The organism is Marinobacter sp. M1C, from assembly GCF_023314135.1.
In the GTDB taxonomy this organism is placed as follows: Bacteria; Pseudomonadota; Gammaproteobacteria; order Pseudomonadales; family Oleiphilaceae; genus Marinobacter.
Genome location: NZ_CP092289.1, coordinates 1,549,399 through 1,565,594, shown reverse-complemented (window position 1 = coordinate 1,565,594; position 16,196 = coordinate 1,549,399). Strand labels below are relative to the sequence as shown.

Here is a 16,196-nt window from a genome sequence, read left to right as displayed (position 1 = left end):
CCTGCAGCAGTTCTCACTGACGAAAAAAAACAGGTAGAAACGTTCATGGAGCCAGCCTACAAAATCCTGATTGCCGATGACCACCCACTATTCCGGGAAGCAATCAGCAGTGTTATCGCGTCAGGTTTCGAAGGCAGCGAGATCCTCGAAACCGACGACCTGGACAGTGCGCTGATAATCGCCAAAGAAAACGACGATCTCGACCTGATTCTGCTGGATCTGAATATGCCCGGCATGCACGGTCTGAACGGGTTGATTACACTGCGCAACGAAGCGCCCACCATTCCGGTGGTGATTGTGTCAGCCGAGGAAGAAAAACAGGTGGTGCTGCAAGCCATCACCTACGGCGCCGTGGGCTTTATCACCAAATCTTCGCCCCGGGTTAAGATGACAGAAGCCATTCAACAAATACTCAACGGCAACGTGTATCTGCCCTCTGACATCATCCGCACCGGCAAAGAAAGCTCGGGCCGGCGCCGACGTAATGATGACAATCCGGTTTCCCCAGAGCTGCTCAACTCTCTGACCCGGCGCCAGTTACTGGTACTGGAACGAATGTCCAAGGGCGAATCCAACAAACAGATTGCCTACAACCTCAACATTGCCGAAACCACCGTTAAGGCTCACGTTTCTGCAATATTGCGCAAACTCAGCGTACACAACCGGGTGCAGGCTATTTTATCCGCCAGCGATGTGGACTTCAGTCAATATTTGAAGCGCTAGCCACCCGCTTCACAGAGTTTACAGACCAAGCACCGCCCCGTTGCGTGATGATTTCAGCGCTCCATTCACTCTGGCCCTCCAATCAGATGGTTTAGCGTGCTTCTGAGTTTCAATGGCTTGACCGGCTTGTTCATCAGCACGTAACCCAAGTCACGGATTTGCTGCTTCAGTTCGTTCGTGTAGTTGGCAGTAATCATCACCACCGGAGCCGGGTCATGTCGTCGACTATTAACGCTCGCCACAACATCCACTCCGGTTTCGTCGTTATCAAGGTGATAGTCCGCCAGTATCAGGTCCACCGGGCTGGTCACCGGATCAAGCTGGCGCTCCAGATCTGCCAGTGAAATGGCGCAGGTTACCCGGCAATCCCAGCCTTCCAACAGAGTTTTCATGCCGTCGCAGATAGCGCGATCGTTATCGATGACCCAAATCCTAGCGCCTTCCATGCCATGTCGGGCTGCCACGTGCTGCACTTCAGTGGTTGTACACCTAGGCTGCAATTGCCCCAAAGGTACGCGCACACTGAACACCGAACCTTTGCCTTCCACCGACGACACCGTAATGTCGTGGTCTAACATCCGCGCAATTTTATCCACAATGGCCAGGCCCAGGCCCAACCCTTTGTCGGGGCGTGATCCCTCCGGGCGAATTCGTTTGAATTCCTGGAAAATTTCGCCGAGTTTATCGTGCGGAATGCCTGGCCCAGTGTCCCAAACTTGCACCAGCACGTGCCCCGCTTGCCGCCTGCAGCCAAGCAAAATTCGGCCACTGCTGGTGTAGCGAATAGCGTTGGTCAGAAAATTTCGCAGAATGCGGGCCAATAGCTGGGAGTCGGACTCCACAACGGCCGAAGACGGCACAAAGTCCAGAACAAGATCTACAGCAATGGCCATTTGCTGGCATTCACGGGCGATATTATTCAACAAATCACGCAGATCAAACGCGGTTACGTCTGGCTTGATCACGCCGGCATCCAGCTTGGAAATATCCACCAAAGTACCCAGCAGACTTTCCACGTCATCCAAAGAGGTGCTGACCGAGCGCACCAGGCCCTCGGCTCTCGGGCCAAACGATTGCTCTAATAAGGCACTGGTGAACAGCCTGGCGGCATTCAGGGGTTGCAGTAAATCATGGCTGACAGCGGCCAAAAATTTGGTTTTTGACAGGTTAGCCTGTTCCGCTTCCTGCTTCGCCTCGGTCAGAGCCGACGTGCGCTCCTTGATGCGGCACTCAAGATCATCATAGGCCTGCTCTAGGGCAAGTGCCGTTTTACGACGTTCGGTAATATCGCGAATGAGCACAAAAAAGCCGACAACATCGCCTTGTTCGTCAAAGTTCGGCACGTAAGAACGCAGCATATGCCGGACTTGGCCTTCCTCACCGGTTTCTTCAAATTCGAAGTTAACATTATGACCCGCCAGCACCTCTAACATCTGCGGTAGCAGACGCTGATAGAACTCGTCGGAATGCACGTGGTCAAGGCGCTTGCCCAGAGGCGACTCGCCGTTGCGTCCATACCAAGCTTCGTAAACCTGGTTACAGAACTGAATGGTCAAGTCAGCGCCCACATAGGCAATCAACGCCGGCACATGGTCGGTCACCACGCGAATCCAGCGTTCGCTCTCTTCAAGCGCTTTAATTCGTCGCGCCATTTCGCTGTTTTTCACATCGGTGATATCGGAATACAGAACTACCCGACCGCCCTCTCGGGTGGGTCTTTCGGTCATTTGCACCCATCGGTCATTGGACAGCAAAAACACAACGCCCTCTGAATCAGGCTCGCGGTGTTCCTCCACAATCAAACCCGACGCGAATGCCAGCTCCCGAACAGTTTCGATACTGGTGCCCGCAGTGGGCATGGCAACGCCGGCATGGCGCCAGTAACTGCGGAAGCGACTGTTGCTCTGAACCAGCAGATGGTGATGGTCAAACAACACAAAACCATCCGCGATGCTCTCAATGGCGTCGCTAAGACGTTGACGGGTTGTTTCCGCTTCCTCGCGAGCGCGGTTCAGCGCCTTATTGCTGTTACGGAGCTCGTCCATCGCGTCATTCAACGCTTCTGTGCGTTCACGCACTTGTTCCGCCAGCACCACCGAGTGCTCAAACGCAGCGTAAGGTTCAGGTTTTTGGGCCGTTCCAGATTCCACCCTAACAATCAGCGCATCGCGAATTTTGCGCAGGCGCTCATTTTCAGCTTCCAGCAGATCAATACGTCGAATCAGCGCCGTGTTCGGGTGCGCCTGATCGTTACAAGGAACCGGCATCAGGCTGGCCAATCACCACCCCCGTAAATGTCTGGTTAATGTGCATACCGTTAAACTGCTCGCCGTAGCTGTTAAAACCAACCACCTTGTGTTGCCGTAAAAACGCCGACACCGCTTCAGCCTTACCGGTTACTTCGGCTTCAAGACGGCGTAGAAAACAATCGCAGCCGATGGTGATTAATGGCGGCCCAACAATGTTTTCAGAGATTTCAAGCTGTTCGCGCACGCTGTCTAGCAGCGACTGCGGCTCCATAGACGTCATCACAATCCCGGTCTCGACTGCGCAATAAAACGTCAGGCTTTTATCAGGATTAACGCATTGAATGGAGCGCACAAAATAGTGACCGCCAACTTTGACGCCCAACGGCCGCAGCGCGAATACGGTGCGGTCTAGCTCGCTGGTAGCAACGCCAACCGCTCGGGCGTAGGCATCTGCGGCAGGCTCGGCGTTTAGTTCATACACCGTTCTGCTGTCTGAACAGGCACGGGTGACCACCAGCTTTTCCTGTCCTTCTTTCATGTGATGACTGGAAAATACCCGGAAGTCTAAAGGCGTGTTTACCAACATCACCGTGGCAGCGCCAGCATGAAAGCGGCCGTCGTGAAATACATGAGTGTTGGAAAGGCGCTCGTCATCGCCTGCCGAACCACCGAATTGCGGAATGCTGCCGAGTGCTGCATTAAGCGTGGCAAGCACCAACTCTTCACGGCTTGAAAGCCCGTCCAATAAGGTGATAGCAAACGTATTGCCTTTGATGGGTGCCAGACGCGCGTTACGACAGTTCGTTAGCAGGCCATCAATAACGTTTTGAGCATCAAGGAGCGAAAACCGGTCCATTTCGCGAATCAGCGCGCAGTCGATCGAGAAGAAACGGCTATCGAAACCAATGGCTGTGATACACCCCCGATCGTAACCACGAGTGGTAATTTCACCTGCCGAGGTACAACCTGACAGAAGAATATTCGGAAACACCTTCTGCAAAGCCGGCCCAAGCTTCTCTAGGTCGTATTCTGCAGAACAGAAAAACAGAACGCATCCCAGGTGTGAGTGGCTGAGCTGGCTGGCAAGACTGTTCGCCGCCAGAGCCGGCTCGCGAAGGCAGGTACTGGCAACACGAACAGCGGGCAGAGTCGTTACTGGCTGCATAGGGGACAATTCCGCAGAAAAAGAACGTCCTAATAATTCTACGGACTGCGGCCGGTTCGCCAATGCAACTTCAGTGCTTTTTATAGGAGCACCAAAATGTTCGTAGGTCATTGATTAGAAAACTCCTTTATCAATGTCGAACGGCAAGGTCGATGCACCCATCAGAAAACCAGCACTTTAGTTCTAGCCAGCAACCCAAGCAAGGCGGCAGAGCCATGGCTCCACCGCTTCTGGTGAGGCGTTTTTAGAAGGTGACAACCGCGCCAAGGGCGATGGTGTCCGCGTCGGTGGTGGTGGCACCGGTCGTGCGATTCCGCTCTTCAAACATGTTGTATTCTGCCACCAGCTTGAAATTGCTGTTCACATCGTGGAAGAAACCGAAGGTAGTACTCTCGGTTTCAAAGCTTCGGATTTCGGAATCCGTCTCACCGTAAGACAACACCAACCGGTTCGCACCAAAGGCGTAGGCGCCCTGCACCAAAAAGCCATCGGCGTCGTCTTCGGTCACCGCAGTATTGCCAATCAACACCGGATCGTCGCCCTTTGAAGTAAAGCCAGACGCCCCCAGAGTCAGCCCTGCAAGCGCTGCCTTAAGGCCGTAGCCAACGCCAATACTGTCAACGGTGCTGCTACCATTTTCCGCAGATTGATAACGGCCATTCACCCAGCCAGTAAGCGCTACGTTGCTCAAAGTGGTGGCGTAAGTCACCTCAGATTCGAACCGCGGTGCGGCGTTCTCATCAGCTGCAGTGCCGGTCACCGTGTCTGCAGGATCCAGAACACCAACAGCAATATTGAAACCGGACATTTCCGGCGCGCGATAGGTTATCTGGGCTGACGGTGTCGGGTACGGATAGCCGGCGCGAATATTGCCGAATGACACACCTCCCGCAGTACCTGGGGAGCCGAAGCCCATCAGGATTTCATCAAGGAAAATGTTAGAGCGGGCGTACAGACCAAAATCTTTACCCATTAGCACCTGACCAAAATCGCCGTCAACGGTGGCGTAAAACTGGCGCACATCAATAGCAGTATCGATTCCTGAATCCAGGCTGTCGTTGATCGACGTCCAGAATGAGGAACGACCGCCCAGGGTCAGATCACCCATTTTTTTGCCGAAATTAAAACCGATGGTGTTGGGCAAGAAACCCATTTTCACGCGGGAGTCGCGGGTATTGTTTACGTTGTCGTCACGATTTACGTAAAAGGCGTTGAAATAACCATCAACAGAAAAAGAAGTGCCGTCTTCGTTATACAGCTCTACCGCCGCATTCGCCGCCGCACTGGCTCCCATTGCAGCCGCCATCGCAATGACCAGGCCTGACCGTCTGATTTTATTATTGTTCATAATTCCCCCGGGGTATGTTTGGACATTCAGAACGAGGCGCTGATTTAACGGCGCCGCAAGCGAGATCTTTCGCCTGAACTCCATAATCGGCGAACGTAGATAACCGAGGTATCCGCCGGGGGAGCCGGTTTCATGCTTATTTGGGAGGGCTTAGAAATCTGAACTTTGGGATAAGAGCATTTCGACCACTGCACACGAACGCCAAAACAAAAAAAGCCCCCGAAGGGGCAACAAGCGGTTAAATAAGTCTGTCGCGACTTTCACCGCCATGGGGCGTTTTACCCCATGGTTTTCCGAACAGCATGAACGATGTCAGAGAATGACTCAGGGCGAGATTCGGCGTTCACCTGCACACCAAGGCGCCGGCTGAGTTCGTCAGCAGACAAGAGCCCGCGAACAACGTTACCTTCTTCACCGGCAACCGTTTCTGTTACCAGAAGGTAGTCCGAACGCAGCTCTCTGAAAATGGACAGTAAGTCATCAACGGTCTGGCTTTGCAGCTTACTGAAACCAATCGTTGGCAGGCTCCAAACCGGTCGCATAACATCCTGCGCCACCAGGTCAGCAATGGAACTTCTACGCTGGCTGGCGAGGCTCATGGGTAAGGACCCGATCAAATCCTTCATGTGCAGCATTCCGATCACATCATCCTTTCGGTTAATAACCACGCACATGGTTTCTCTGGAAAGCTCCAGCTTTTTCCCGATCGCGTGAATATCCTCTGATGAACGCACGGTTAGCGGGTCTTGCCGGTTAAAGTCTTTCAACAATTCTGTTGCGAGATCGTCGTGGGCAAGTGTATTTTGCGCCCGGGACGCAAGCCGATAGCGGTCACTGACCGGTTGATCAGCCATAAAATGCAATTGATTGCTCATGGTGTTTCCTCTTTGCTAAAGCTCATTTTGCCAGACACAACTTGCCCGAATATAGGCAAGTAAAATCCTGCATTCGCAAATGTCTAAAGCAGTGAGGGCGGCGCCTGTGACTGGCCGGGGTAACTGAGAAGTCGTGCAGGAGGCCTTTCAAAAGCCAACAGGTAAAGGGCATGGGAAGTGAGTGCCAGAGACGGAAAGCCGATAGTGGGAGGCTGCGGTATCGCATCCCCGGGAGAAGATGCTCCCTCGGTTGATTCCGCCGTTCCCTGCCAGTCGCCCAGCGTAATGTTGGTTGCGGCCGGTTTGCCCTGTTCTGGAAGGGCAACGGATACCAATGTCCAGACAACAAAAATCAATCCAAGCAATGCTACAAAATTGCCTGTTAAACTGATTTTTTGTTCGGGGCGACTGGTCATCATTTCACCGTTAACTGCTTAACCAACGTCTGGGTTAATGTCTATAATAACGCCAACTAAGGATAACAATAAAAGCTGGCTAATGGAAAAGCACGCAATCTATCAAGCCGACATTGACACCCACTGCTTTCGGATTCTCAACCCGTTTCGCGGCGCCTCATCCGGACGGGGTCTGCGGTGCTGGGAACAGCATTAGCCAAAAGACACTCGGCTGGACTAATCAGCACCTCTTTTTTTAAAAAACTAGCCTTAAAGTAGCAGACGGCTGGCTCTGAGGTCGCATTGAGCCAAAACCTAAATCCAATAATATAGGGTGTACGACCAAAAAAATAATAGGAGTCACCCATGATCGGGCGCATCACGCTCCTTTTTATTTTCTTCTTTGCCAGTTTTTCCGTGGCTCAGGCCGAACTCTCTGAAGACAAAAAGGCGCTGATACAGGAACTGTTTCCGTCGGCAACGGTTATTGAAGATAAGTTAGCAGACTTTCCGGTGTATCCCGTTTACCAGCTGCAAGAACTGCTGGGCTATGCCTACAAGTCGACTGATTTAAGCCCGCTTCAGGGATTCGCCGGACAACCCATCAGCATGCTGGTTGGCATGGACACCCGTGGCCGCTTTACCGGCGTAAAAGTATTGAATCATCACGAACCGGTGTTTTTGCACGGCCTGGGAGAAGAACCGCTGTTCGACTTTGTTAATCAATACAAAGGGCAGTCACTACGGGAACAGATCATTATAAACACATCCAATACCGGCCGGCCGGGGCGAACCAGTGACGGAAATACGGTGTATTTTGACGGTGTCAGCAAAGCCACTGTTTCCGTTCTTATTATCAATGACACCTTACTTTCATCGGCTTTAAAAGTGGCCCGTAACAAACTGGCGGGTTTTGTGCAGGCCGCACAAACACGGGCAAAACCAGACTTCTTTGAAAGGCTTAGCTGGCAACAGCTGCTTGAACGCAGCTATATTGGCCATTGGCGGCTAAGCCGTGATGCCATTGAATCAGAGCTCGGCCGCCCACTTGCGGACTATCCCCAGGATTTTGAAGGGACTGACGACGAACCCTTCACCGAGCTGTTCTTCGGCTATATCAACGCCCCTATGGTAGGCCGCAACCTGCTGGGAGACGAGGGCTATCGAAAGTTAATGGCTTATATAGACCCGGGCGCGCAGGTAATGCTGGTGCTGTCCGGCGGAGCCTTCCCCCATGTATCCGAAAGCTTTATACCCGGCAGCAATCCAGAGCGGCTTAGCCTGAGTCAGAATGGGCTGGCCGTGGAAATGCGCGACTTGAACCTATCCGGCCAGGGCCTGGAGCTGCAGGCCGCCGGCATGCCCGATCTGGCAGCCCACAATTTCTTCCGCATAGGCGGAAGCGCTGGCTTTAGTCCCGGTGCCGATGTCACGTTGAATTTTCACATCGAACTTGCCCGTAACCATCTGGTGCGAGATAGCACCATTATGGACGTGCCTGTTCGCTTCAACGTGGATTTGTTTGAAACGGTAGAACCTGGTCCGTCGTTTATGGATGAACGCGAGCCTATATGGATTGGTCTTTGGAAGCAGCGCTGGTGGCAAATCGCTATTTTGTTAACGGCGCTCACGGTGTTGACGGTTTTTTTCGCTCGCCAAAAGACATTAAGCCGTCACCCAAAACTAGTACACCGGTTTCGCTGGGGGTTTCTGTTTTTTACCCTGTTTTACATTGGCTTTTTCGCTCAGGGCCAGTTGTCGGTGGTTAATATTTACACGCTTTTTCTGGCGATCTGGGATGGTTTTTCTCTCAATGTGTTTCTACTCGACCCCGTTATTTTCATTCTATGGGTGTATACCTTTATCAGCCTGTTCATTTGGGGCCGAGGGCTGTTCTGTGGGTGGTTGTGCCCGTTTGGTGCACTTCAGGAGATGGCCGCCTGGCTGGGCGAAAAGCTTCGCCTGCGCCAGATCAAAGTGCCAGAGCGATGGCATCGTCGCCTGATTTTGATCAAGTACCCGATTCTGATCGGCTTGGTGGGCACGGCTTTTTACTCTCTTACGCTGGCGGAAAAGCTGGTCGAAGTGGAACCCTTTAAAACCAGCATCACCCTGCTTTTTGTACGTCACTGGTCGTTTGTGCTTTACGCCGTCGGATTGCTGGTGATCGGGATGTTTATCAACAAGTTTTATTGCCGCTACCTGTGCCCACTGGGCGCCGGATTGGCGATCATCGGCCGGCTAAGGCTGTTCAGCTGGCTGGACCGGGTGGAGTTGTGTGGCACCCCTTGCCAGCATTGCAAGAACGCCTGCGGCATTAACGCCATTCGCAAAGACGGAAGAATTGATTACGACGAATGCATTCAATGCCTGGAATGCGTGGTGATACTCAACGACGACGAACAGTGCGTAGACAAGCGCCTGCAGAATAAAAAAAACCAGCGCCAGGCCAACATACTGGCCACCGACGCTGGCAATCCTTAACAAGCCGGGGAGGCCTGAATGCTATGAGTGATTTTCACAGCATTGTGATGATCTACGGGTACAGCTCACACTACGCCCGTGTCAAAAACGCATCTGTGGTAATGACCTCAGCGTAAGCAAATGCCAAGCCGGCCATAAACGCTGCGTGCACATGCTCCGCCGGCACCTTAACGCCGTTGAACTCGGCTTCCCGCGTGGCACAGGCATCGTGTAAAACAACGTTGGCGTAGCCCAGGTCGCCAGCCGCACGGGTAATGGCGTCGATGCAAATGTGGCTCATCGCACCCGCAATCACCAAATTGGTAATCTGCTCGCGCTGCAGCAAAGCTTGCAGTTCGGTGCCTTTGAAGCTGTTTACTTCGTGCTTTAGAACCTGAAATTCACCGTCTGCCGGTGTCAGGTTGGCGCGAATATTGGCGCCTTCAGTGCCCGGCACAAAGAACGGAGCGTCGCTGGAGGCAAATTCATGGCGAACGTGAATCACCGGTTGCTGGCGTTCGCGGAAATCAGCGAGCACCTTTGCAACGTTTTCAGCAGCCGCTTCAACGCCGTTCAGCGTCCACTTGCCATCAGGAAAGTAGTCATTTTGCATATCGACGATAATCAGGGCGGTCTTGGTCATGTGTCTCTCCAGTTAGATTGATACTGCTTATACTAACGTGCCCTGTTAGCCTGTGCGGGTGGCAATACTGACAATAAAAAGGCAAAAACTGACATGTTGCAAACCGTCAATGTCGCAATCCTGGTTGTGCCCGGTACCGCACTTTCAGCCGTTTACGGGCTGATAGACCTGTTTCAAAGTGCCAACCGCATTCTTGGTGAATTTCAAAGCACCCCTGACGTTACCTTCAGCGTCACCCGTTGGCAGTTGGATCAGGAGCACGTTATTTCGACGGATCCCGGGGCCGCGCGCCCTACCCTGGTCATTGTTCCGCCAATACTCGACGGCCAGGCTTATCTTGATCCGCAACCTGTCATCAGCGCCCAACTGGCTACTTGGCATAAACAAGGCGTGGTCATCAGTTCGGCCTGCGCGGGTGCTTTTTTTCTGGCGCAAGCAGGCCTGCTGGAGGGGCGTCGCGCCACCACACACTGGCAGTTAGAAAGCGCGTTTCGCTGTGCATACCCAACCATCGAGCTGGACACCGATGCATTGCTTTTAACAGATCCAGACGTCGTGACCGCCGGCGGAGTAATGTCCTGGATGGACCTTGGGCTGCACCTGATCGGGCGCTATGTGCCACCAACGGTGGTGCAGGCATTGGGCCGTTTTTTACTGGTTGATACCGGCGCGCGCCAGCAAAGCTACTACCGCAGTTTCATACCTGTGTTGGACCACAACGACCGGGCCATCCTTCACGTGCAACATCATATTCACCGAGCCTATGACCAGCCATTAAATATTGCGCAAATGGCGGCGATGGCAACGCTTACAGAGCGAACGTTCATCCGTCGTTTTATAAAAGCCACACGGCTGCGACCGGCGGAATACCTGCAGCAGCAACGGGTTCATAAAGCACGGGAAAAACTGGAAAACACCGCAACAACCATCGAGCGGATAGCCTGGCAAGTTGGCTATGAGGATATCAGTGCGTTTCGCCGAATGTTTCAGAAACAGACCGGGCTGACACCCAGCCAGTACAGAGAACGCTTCGCTCGCAGCCAAAAAGAAAATTCAGGCAGTAAACAAAAAAACCCAGACCGGTAACTTGCGGGTCTGGGTTTTTCAGGCAATAAATCTGTCTTACATACTCATTACCGACCAGCGATTAACCACTGACTGCTATCGCCGTCGCTTCACGCTTGCTCGCCAGCCAATTAGCAGAGATAACAAACACCATCACCACCACACCGGCAATTTCGGTCATCAGACTGGGGTAAAACACACCAAAAATTCCCGCAGTAATAGCCAGACGAGGCAGCCACGACATCCTGGTAAACAGATACCCTTCCAAGGCTGCCGCAAAGGCACCCAATGCAAGAATGGCAATGATTGCGTTCCAAGCCACCAACAGTACGGGGCCACCCATGATGATTTCTGGATTAAAAACCATAAACAGCGGAATCAAGTAAAGCCCCTTGGCAAACTTCCACGCCTGGAAGCTCGTTTCCATCGGTTTACTGCCTGCAATTGCCGCCCCGGCAAATCCTGCCAAGGCGATTGGCGGCGTTACATTGGAGTCTTGGGAGTACCAGAAGACCACCAAATGCGCGACCAGCAGTGGCACACCGAACTCAGCCGTCAATGCAGGCCCCACAAGCACAATCAATACGATATAGCTGGCCGTTACAGGCAGCCCCATGCCAAGAACCAAGCTGGCCAACAACACCATCACCAAGGCTAAAACAAGGTTGCCGCCAGAAAAGGCCAGCATCATGGCGGAGAATTTCAGGCCTAAACCGGTCAGGCCAACCACCCCGACGATAATCCCGGCCACCGCGCAAGCCATAGACACTGCCACCGCATTGCGCGCACCTAGCTCTAAGCCTTCTATAAGCTTGGCCAAGCCAGCACGCATAATATCTTTGACGGCTATAACGGTCACCGGTTGCCCCTGCCGGGGCGCCAGCACAAAAAACCACACTGAGTAGCGCAACACGGCTACCGCCACTATTGTCACCACAGCGTAGAAACCCACCCGCATCGGCGACATACTCATCGCCAGCAGCCAAACCAGCATGGCCAGCGGAAGCAGGAAGTGCCAGCCATCCCTCATTACCTGACGCATCTGCGGCAGTTCTTCTTTGGGCAGCCCTTGCATACCCTGTTTAAGAGCAATGATGTGCACAAACAGATAAACCGTGGCGAAATACATAATCGCGGGCAGGATACTAACCTTAACGATCTCCAAGTACGGCGTATTGGTGTACTCAGCAATCAAAAAGGCACCTGCGCCCATCAACGGTGGCATAATCTGCCCGCCGGTAGAGGCTGCGGCTTCGATACCACCTGCCTGTTTGGCCGAATAACCCAGCCGCTTCATTAGCGGAATGGTAAAGGCGCCCGTGGTGACCACATTGGCAATAGCACTACCGGAAATAGACCCCATGCCAGCCGAGGCTAGCACCGCCGCCTTGGCGGGCCCACCGCGCTGGCGACCGGTGGCTGCATAGGCCATATCAATAAAGAATTTACCGGCACCGGTGCACTCCAGGAAAGCTCCAAACAGTACAAAAATAAAGATATAAGTCGCCGCCACGCCCAGCGGCAAGCCAAAGATGCCCTCTTGCCCAAGATAGAGCTGCCCGGCAACACGATCAATGTTATAGCCCCGGTGTTCCAGAATACCCGGCATCCATTGGCCCAACCACGGCAGCTCGCCTCGCGGGCCGGCAAACGCGTATACAATTGCCAACAGGCCAATGACGGTCATACCGAAACCCACCGCACGGCGACTGGCTTCCAACACAGTTACTGTGGCAATACAGCCGACCAGAATATCGGTGCTATTCCAAAAACCTGCACGGCTAAAAATCTCGTCCAGATTGAGTACTAAATAGCCGCCCGTCAGTACGGCACCGGCTAAAAATATCGCGTCCAGGCCCCATCCCATCACCCCGCGTTTACGGGTTGGGCCAAAGGCTGGAAACATTAAAAACGCCAGCACCATAATGAGCGCCAGGTGAATGCTGCGCTGATAAAAAAGCCCTAGGGGCTGAAGACCCGCGGCATAGAGTTGAAACAGGGAAAGACCCACCGCCACCAAAGTAATGGCCCACAACACCGTGCGGGGTTGAATCACATTTTCCCTCGGCATTGTGGTCGGCGGTTGTTTGGATTCGTTCATGAAGTCCTCGTCAGACGTTGTCTGGCTTACTTATAATTCACGCTAGGCGATGCCGGTTTGACAAGTTGAACAGTCACGCGTTGCCCCGAAGCATGGTCGCTCAGACTCACTTCCCGACGTTGACCGTCTAGCTGCCATACCACACGGTGATTCACCGCATCAGCGCCCACACGCAAAACGTATCGGTTATTGACCACTGGTTCGTCAATTTCATTGATCCAGTAGCCGCCTTCTCCGTCAGAGACTTGCTCACCCCGCCCTACCGTATGGCCTAAACCCGCCGCAAAATCGGGCTGATGACTTCGCTCTAACTGCATCACACCGGCAACGTTTCGATAACAGTCCAGCACGGCGAATTTTTTCACCGAGTGGTTCCACTCAATGCACCAGCGCTTTCCTGGTAGAACAGCGATATCGACCAGCATTTCGCCTTGCTCAGTAACAACTTGAAGGCGGTCAGACGAAATCGCCGGAGCGGGAGATGCCCCGGCTCCGACGAGCGGCAAACACATCAGCAACAAAGCCGTTCCGAAATGCTTGGCGAACGCAAAGCGTGACAGAACAGTGCCGCATTGCCTTTGCATAGCTAGTTCACCATTCACAGTTAAGGGCGCAGACGATCCGGGATAACAGCGCCTACTTCTTCGAAGTAACGAAGCGCACCCGGGTGCAGAGGCACCGGCGTGGAGTCCATAGTAAATTTCACGGTGGTGTCGTTCGCCGCGGGGTGAACGGCAATCAGCTCATCCGTATTTTCAAACAGCAATCGCGTCAACTGATAGGCTAACTCTTCGTCCATATCCGCATTAACAACGAGCACATTGGGAATGCCGATGGTCTGAACCGCTTCATCCATACCGTCATACATGCCTGCTGCCAGCTCATACGGAGCAAAAACCGCCACTTCTTTCTGTGCATTGGCGACTTCTTCACCGGAAAGGCTAATCAGGCGGATATCGCGTGTTGCGGCAAGGTTAAGAATGGAGCTGGTCGGCGGGCCGACACTCCAGAAACCGGCGTCGATATCGCCATCACGGATCGCATCCGCGGTTTCATTGAAATTAAGACGCTGCGGCGCGAAATCGTCGTAGCTAATGCCATTCGCTTCCAGTAATGCCCGCACATTGAGCTCTGTGCCGCTGCCCGGTGCGCCCACTGACACCCTCTTACCTGCCAGATCCGCAATCGACTTAATATCCGATTCCGCCAGAGTCACCAACTGCACGGCATTGGGGTAAACCGAAGCCAGCGCGCGAATATTTTTGATCTGGCGATCTTCAAAGTTATCAGTGCCGGTGTACGCTTGATAGACCGTGTCTGCCAGTGCAAGCGCAAGATCCGCATCACCGCGCATAATCAGACCCATATTTTCAACCGACGCGCCGGTGACTTCAGCCGTCGCCTTGGCGCCTTCAATATGATTATTGATCATTTCGGCGAAACCACCGCCGATAGGATAGTAAACGCCGCCGGTGCCGCCGGTAGCGATCGAGAGTTGTTGTGCGCTCAAGGGTAGCGCAACAGCCAGCATGGATACCGCAACTGCATATTTCAGAATTCGCATGAACGTTTCCTCCGCCCTATTGGACTTATAATTATGATTGACGATAAAGGAGGTGTTAAATCCCCAGCTTCTGTTTGCCATTAACAGGTAAGTAGAAGCAACGATGGAGAAACTATCACGTCTTGGGTGTTGGTGTCTTGTAACAAAAGATCGCTCTATCATTTCATTCAAAAAAGAAGGAAATCATGATCACAATGGCTTGGGCCACGACACCTTGTGACCCAAGTTTATGGCCACTACACTATGATCGAACAGGGCAAGCCTGGGAGGGCGCCCAACCAAGCAATTAAAGGACTCTGTGATGAAACTTGCGTTTACCCTGCCCCTGCTCATCGGTTCACTAACGGTGCTATCCGGATGCAGCACCGCCGATACCAAGGCTAACGCACACCAAGCCGCAGCGGCCGAAAGCAGCCAAACGTTAGTTCAACTTGGCCCCCGGCCTTACTATCTGATCAACGACATGGATGCCGGCGAACTAAAGAACACACTGCAGGCTTGTGAATCAAAGCTGTTGGCACCGTCGGACTTCTCCATCGCCCACCGCGGCGCGCCTTTACAGTTTCCTGAACATACCCGCGAATCCTATATAGCAGCCGCCAGAATGGGGGCAGGTGTCATCGAGTGCGACGTCGCCTTTACCAAGGACCGGGAATTGGTCTGCCGTCACGCCCAGAATGATTTGCACACCACCACCAACATCGTGGCCGTGCCGGAGTTGAACGCCAAATGCACCCAGCCCTTTGTGCCCGCCGATCCGGCCACCGGCACACAGGCCCAAGCCGAATGCCGCACCAGCGACATTACACTGGCTGAATTCAAATCACTCAGGGGCAAAATGGATGCATTTGACCCTGAAGCCACCACACCCGAAGCGTATTTTGGCGGCACCGCCGATTGGCGTACGGATCTGTATTCAACTCGGGGCACCCTGTTGAGCCATCGCGAAAGTATCGAACTGTTCAAGGAGCTTGGCGTTAAGTTCACTCCGGAACTGAAAACACCGGTGGTTGATATGCCTTTTAGGGGGGGCTATTCACAACGAGATTATGCCCGCCAGATGATCAATGAATACATCAAGGCCGGAGTCAGCCCCAAAGACGTTTGGCCACAGTCCTTCCTGCTGGATGACGTTATCTTTTGGGTCAATCAGATGCCCGAATTTGGTCACCAGGCCGTATTTCTGGATGAGAAACCGAACGAGCCAAATAACGTATCAATGGCGTACATGGAAGATTTAGCCCAACAGGGAGTTCCCATTCTGGCACCCGCACTTTGGAAAATGCTGACTTTAGATGACAACCAACAGATCGTACCGTCTGAGTACGCAATCAATGCCAAAGCTGCAGGCCTTGATCTGATTGCCTGGTCAGTGGAGCGCAGCGGGCCGCTCAATAATGGCGGTGGCTGGTATCATCAAAGCATCACCGATGCCATTAACAATGATGGTGACACCTTCACAGTGATTGATGTGCTGGCTCAGGATGTGGGTGTAATCGGGATTTTCTCGGATTGGCCTGCAACTACAACCTACTACGCCAACTGTATGGGGCTTTAAGCGCGGCTCGCACACCAAAAGCACAAACAAAAAAAGCCAGATCAGTG

13 protein-coding genes are annotated in these 16,196 nt (G+C 53.2%); 4 read left to right on the top strand and 9 right to left on the bottom strand.

Translation table 11 applies throughout. The features are described from left to right. Nucleotides 1-45: 45 nt before the first annotated feature. Nucleotides 46-723, top strand: coding sequence for a response regulator transcription factor (locus tag MIH19_RS07465; protein ID WP_249008963.1), 678 nt, complete (start codon nt 46-48; stop codon nt 721-723). 65 nt (nt 724-788) lie between these two features. Here MIH19_RS07465 and MIH19_RS07460 read toward each other — a convergent pair whose 3' ends face one another. From MIH19_RS07460 to MIH19_RS07440, 5 genes are all read right to left on the bottom strand, one after another. Continuing rightward, nucleotides 789-2,990, bottom strand: a complete 2,202-nt coding sequence (locus MIH19_RS07460; protein ID WP_249008962.1) for a NahK/ErcS family hybrid sensor histidine kinase/response regulator — start codon at nt 2,988-2,990, stop codon at nt 789-791. Beyond that, the gene (gene nosP / locus MIH19_RS07455) at nt 2,974-4,137 is read right to left on the bottom strand and encodes a nitric oxide-sensing protein NosP (protein ID WP_249008260.1); all 1,164 of its coding nucleotides are present in this window, start codon (nt 4,135-4,137) and stop codon (nt 2,974-2,976) included. The genes MIH19_RS07460 and nosP overlap by 17 nt, the downstream gene beginning before the upstream one ends. 244 nt (nt 4,138-4,381) lie before the next feature. Then, nucleotides 4,382-5,485, bottom strand: a complete 1,104-nt coding sequence (locus tag MIH19_RS07450) for a porin (protein WP_249008259.1) — start codon at nt 5,483-5,485, stop codon at nt 4,382-4,384. 278 nt (nt 5,486-5,763) lie between these two features. Next, a complete protein-coding gene (locus tag MIH19_RS07445; protein ID WP_249008258.1) occupies nt 5,764-6,360 on the bottom strand; it encodes a CBS domain-containing protein in 597 nt (198 codons plus the stop codon). Nucleotides 6,361-6,443: 83 nt separating this feature from the next. Next, nucleotides 6,444-6,779, bottom strand: a complete 336-nt coding sequence (locus tag MIH19_RS07440) for a hypothetical protein (protein WP_249008257.1) — start codon at nt 6,777-6,779, stop codon at nt 6,444-6,446. A 342-nt stretch (nt 6,780-7,121) separates the two neighbouring features. On the opposite strand from MIH19_RS07440, the gene MIH19_RS07435 reads away from it, so the two are divergent. Next, the gene (locus MIH19_RS07435; protein ID WP_249008256.1) at nt 7,122-9,239 is read left to right on the top strand and encodes a NosR/NirI family protein; all 2,118 of its coding nucleotides are present in this window, start codon (nt 7,122-7,124) and stop codon (nt 9,237-9,239) included. Between the two features lie 70 nt (nt 9,240-9,309). On the opposite strand, the gene MIH19_RS07430 is transcribed toward MIH19_RS07435, so the two are convergent. Beyond that, entirely contained in the window at nt 9,310-9,861 is a 552-nt protein-coding gene (locus tag MIH19_RS07430; RefSeq protein ID WP_249008255.1) for a cysteine hydrolase family protein, read from the bottom strand. A gap of 93 nt (nt 9,862-9,954) precedes the next feature. Between MIH19_RS07430 and MIH19_RS07425 the strand changes: the two genes are divergently transcribed. Further along, nucleotides 9,955-10,947, top strand: a complete 993-nt coding sequence (locus MIH19_RS07425) for a helix-turn-helix domain-containing protein (protein ID WP_249008254.1) — start codon at nt 9,955-9,957, stop codon at nt 10,945-10,947. 61 nt (nt 10,948-11,008) lie between these two features. On the opposite strand, the gene MIH19_RS07420 is transcribed toward MIH19_RS07425, so the two are convergent. Genes MIH19_RS07420 through MIH19_RS07410 form a run of 3 tightly spaced genes read right to left on the bottom strand, consistent with a single transcriptional unit; the run spans nt 11,009 to nt 14,591 of the window. Further along, a complete protein-coding gene (locus tag MIH19_RS07420; protein WP_249008253.1) occupies nt 11,009-13,027 on the bottom strand; it encodes a TRAP transporter permease in 2,019 nt (672 codons plus the stop codon). Between the two features lie 26 nt (nt 13,028-13,053). After that, nucleotides 13,054-13,611, bottom strand: coding sequence for a DUF1850 domain-containing protein (locus tag MIH19_RS07415; RefSeq protein WP_249008252.1), 558 nt, complete (start codon nt 13,609-13,611; stop codon nt 13,054-13,056). Between the two features lie 20 nt (nt 13,612-13,631). Continuing rightward, on the bottom strand, nt 13,632-14,591 hold the full coding sequence (locus MIH19_RS07410; RefSeq protein ID WP_249008251.1) for a TAXI family TRAP transporter solute-binding subunit: 960 nt from the start codon (nt 14,589-14,591) through the stop codon (nt 13,632-13,634). Nucleotides 14,592-14,892: 301 nt separating this feature from the next. Here MIH19_RS07410 and MIH19_RS07405 point away from each other — a divergent pair, with 301 nt between their 5' ends. Continuing rightward, a complete protein-coding gene (locus MIH19_RS07405) occupies nt 14,893-16,149 on the top strand; it encodes a glycerophosphodiester phosphodiesterase family protein (RefSeq protein WP_249008250.1) in 1,257 nt (418 codons plus the stop codon). Nucleotides 16,150-16,196: the final 47 nt, after the last annotated feature.

What these genes read in the sequence shown, in the direction of transcription:
- MIH19_RS07440 (WP_249008257.1), bottom strand. Translation starts at nt 6,779, where the DNA reads ATGATGACCAGTCGCCCCGAACAAAAAATCAGTTTAACAGGCAATTTT.
- MIH19_RS07460 (WP_249008962.1), bottom strand. Translation starts at nt 2,990, where the DNA reads ATGCCGGTTCCTTGTAACGATCAGGCGCACCCGAACACGGCGCTGATT.
- MIH19_RS07425 (WP_249008254.1), top strand. Translation starts at nt 9,955, where the DNA reads ATGTTGCAAACCGTCAATGTCGCAATCCTGGTTGTGCCCGGTACCGCA.
- MIH19_RS07415 (WP_249008252.1), bottom strand. Translation starts at nt 13,611, where the DNA reads ATGCAAAGGCAATGCGGCACTGTTCTGTCACGCTTTGCGTTCGCCAAG.
- MIH19_RS07410 (WP_249008251.1), bottom strand. Translation starts at nt 14,591, where the DNA reads ATGCGAATTCTGAAATATGCAGTTGCGGTATCCATGCTGGCTGTTGCG.
- MIH19_RS07445 (WP_249008258.1), bottom strand. Translation starts at nt 6,360, where the DNA reads ATGAGCAATCAATTGCATTTTATGGCTGATCAACCGGTCAGTGACCGC.
- MIH19_RS07450 (WP_249008259.1), bottom strand. Translation starts at nt 5,485, where the DNA reads ATGAACAATAATAAAATCAGACGGTCAGGCCTGGTCATTGCGATGGCG.
- MIH19_RS07405 (WP_249008250.1), top strand. Translation starts at nt 14,893, where the DNA reads ATGAAACTTGCGTTTACCCTGCCCCTGCTCATCGGTTCACTAACGGTG.
- MIH19_RS07420 (WP_249008253.1), bottom strand. Translation starts at nt 13,027, where the DNA reads ATGAACGAATCCAAACAACCGCCGACCACAATGCCGAGGGAAAATGTG.
- nosP (WP_249008260.1), bottom strand. Translation starts at nt 4,137, where the DNA reads ATGCAGCCAGTAACGACTCTGCCCGCTGTTCGTGTTGCCAGTACCTGC.
- MIH19_RS07430 (WP_249008255.1), bottom strand. Translation starts at nt 9,861, where the DNA reads ATGACCAAGACCGCCCTGATTATCGTCGATATGCAAAATGACTACTTT.
- MIH19_RS07465 (WP_249008963.1), top strand. Translation starts at nt 46, where the DNA reads ATGGAGCCAGCCTACAAAATCCTGATTGCCGATGACCACCCACTATTC.
- MIH19_RS07435 (WP_249008256.1), top strand. Translation starts at nt 7,122, where the DNA reads ATGATCGGGCGCATCACGCTCCTTTTTATTTTCTTCTTTGCCAGTTTT.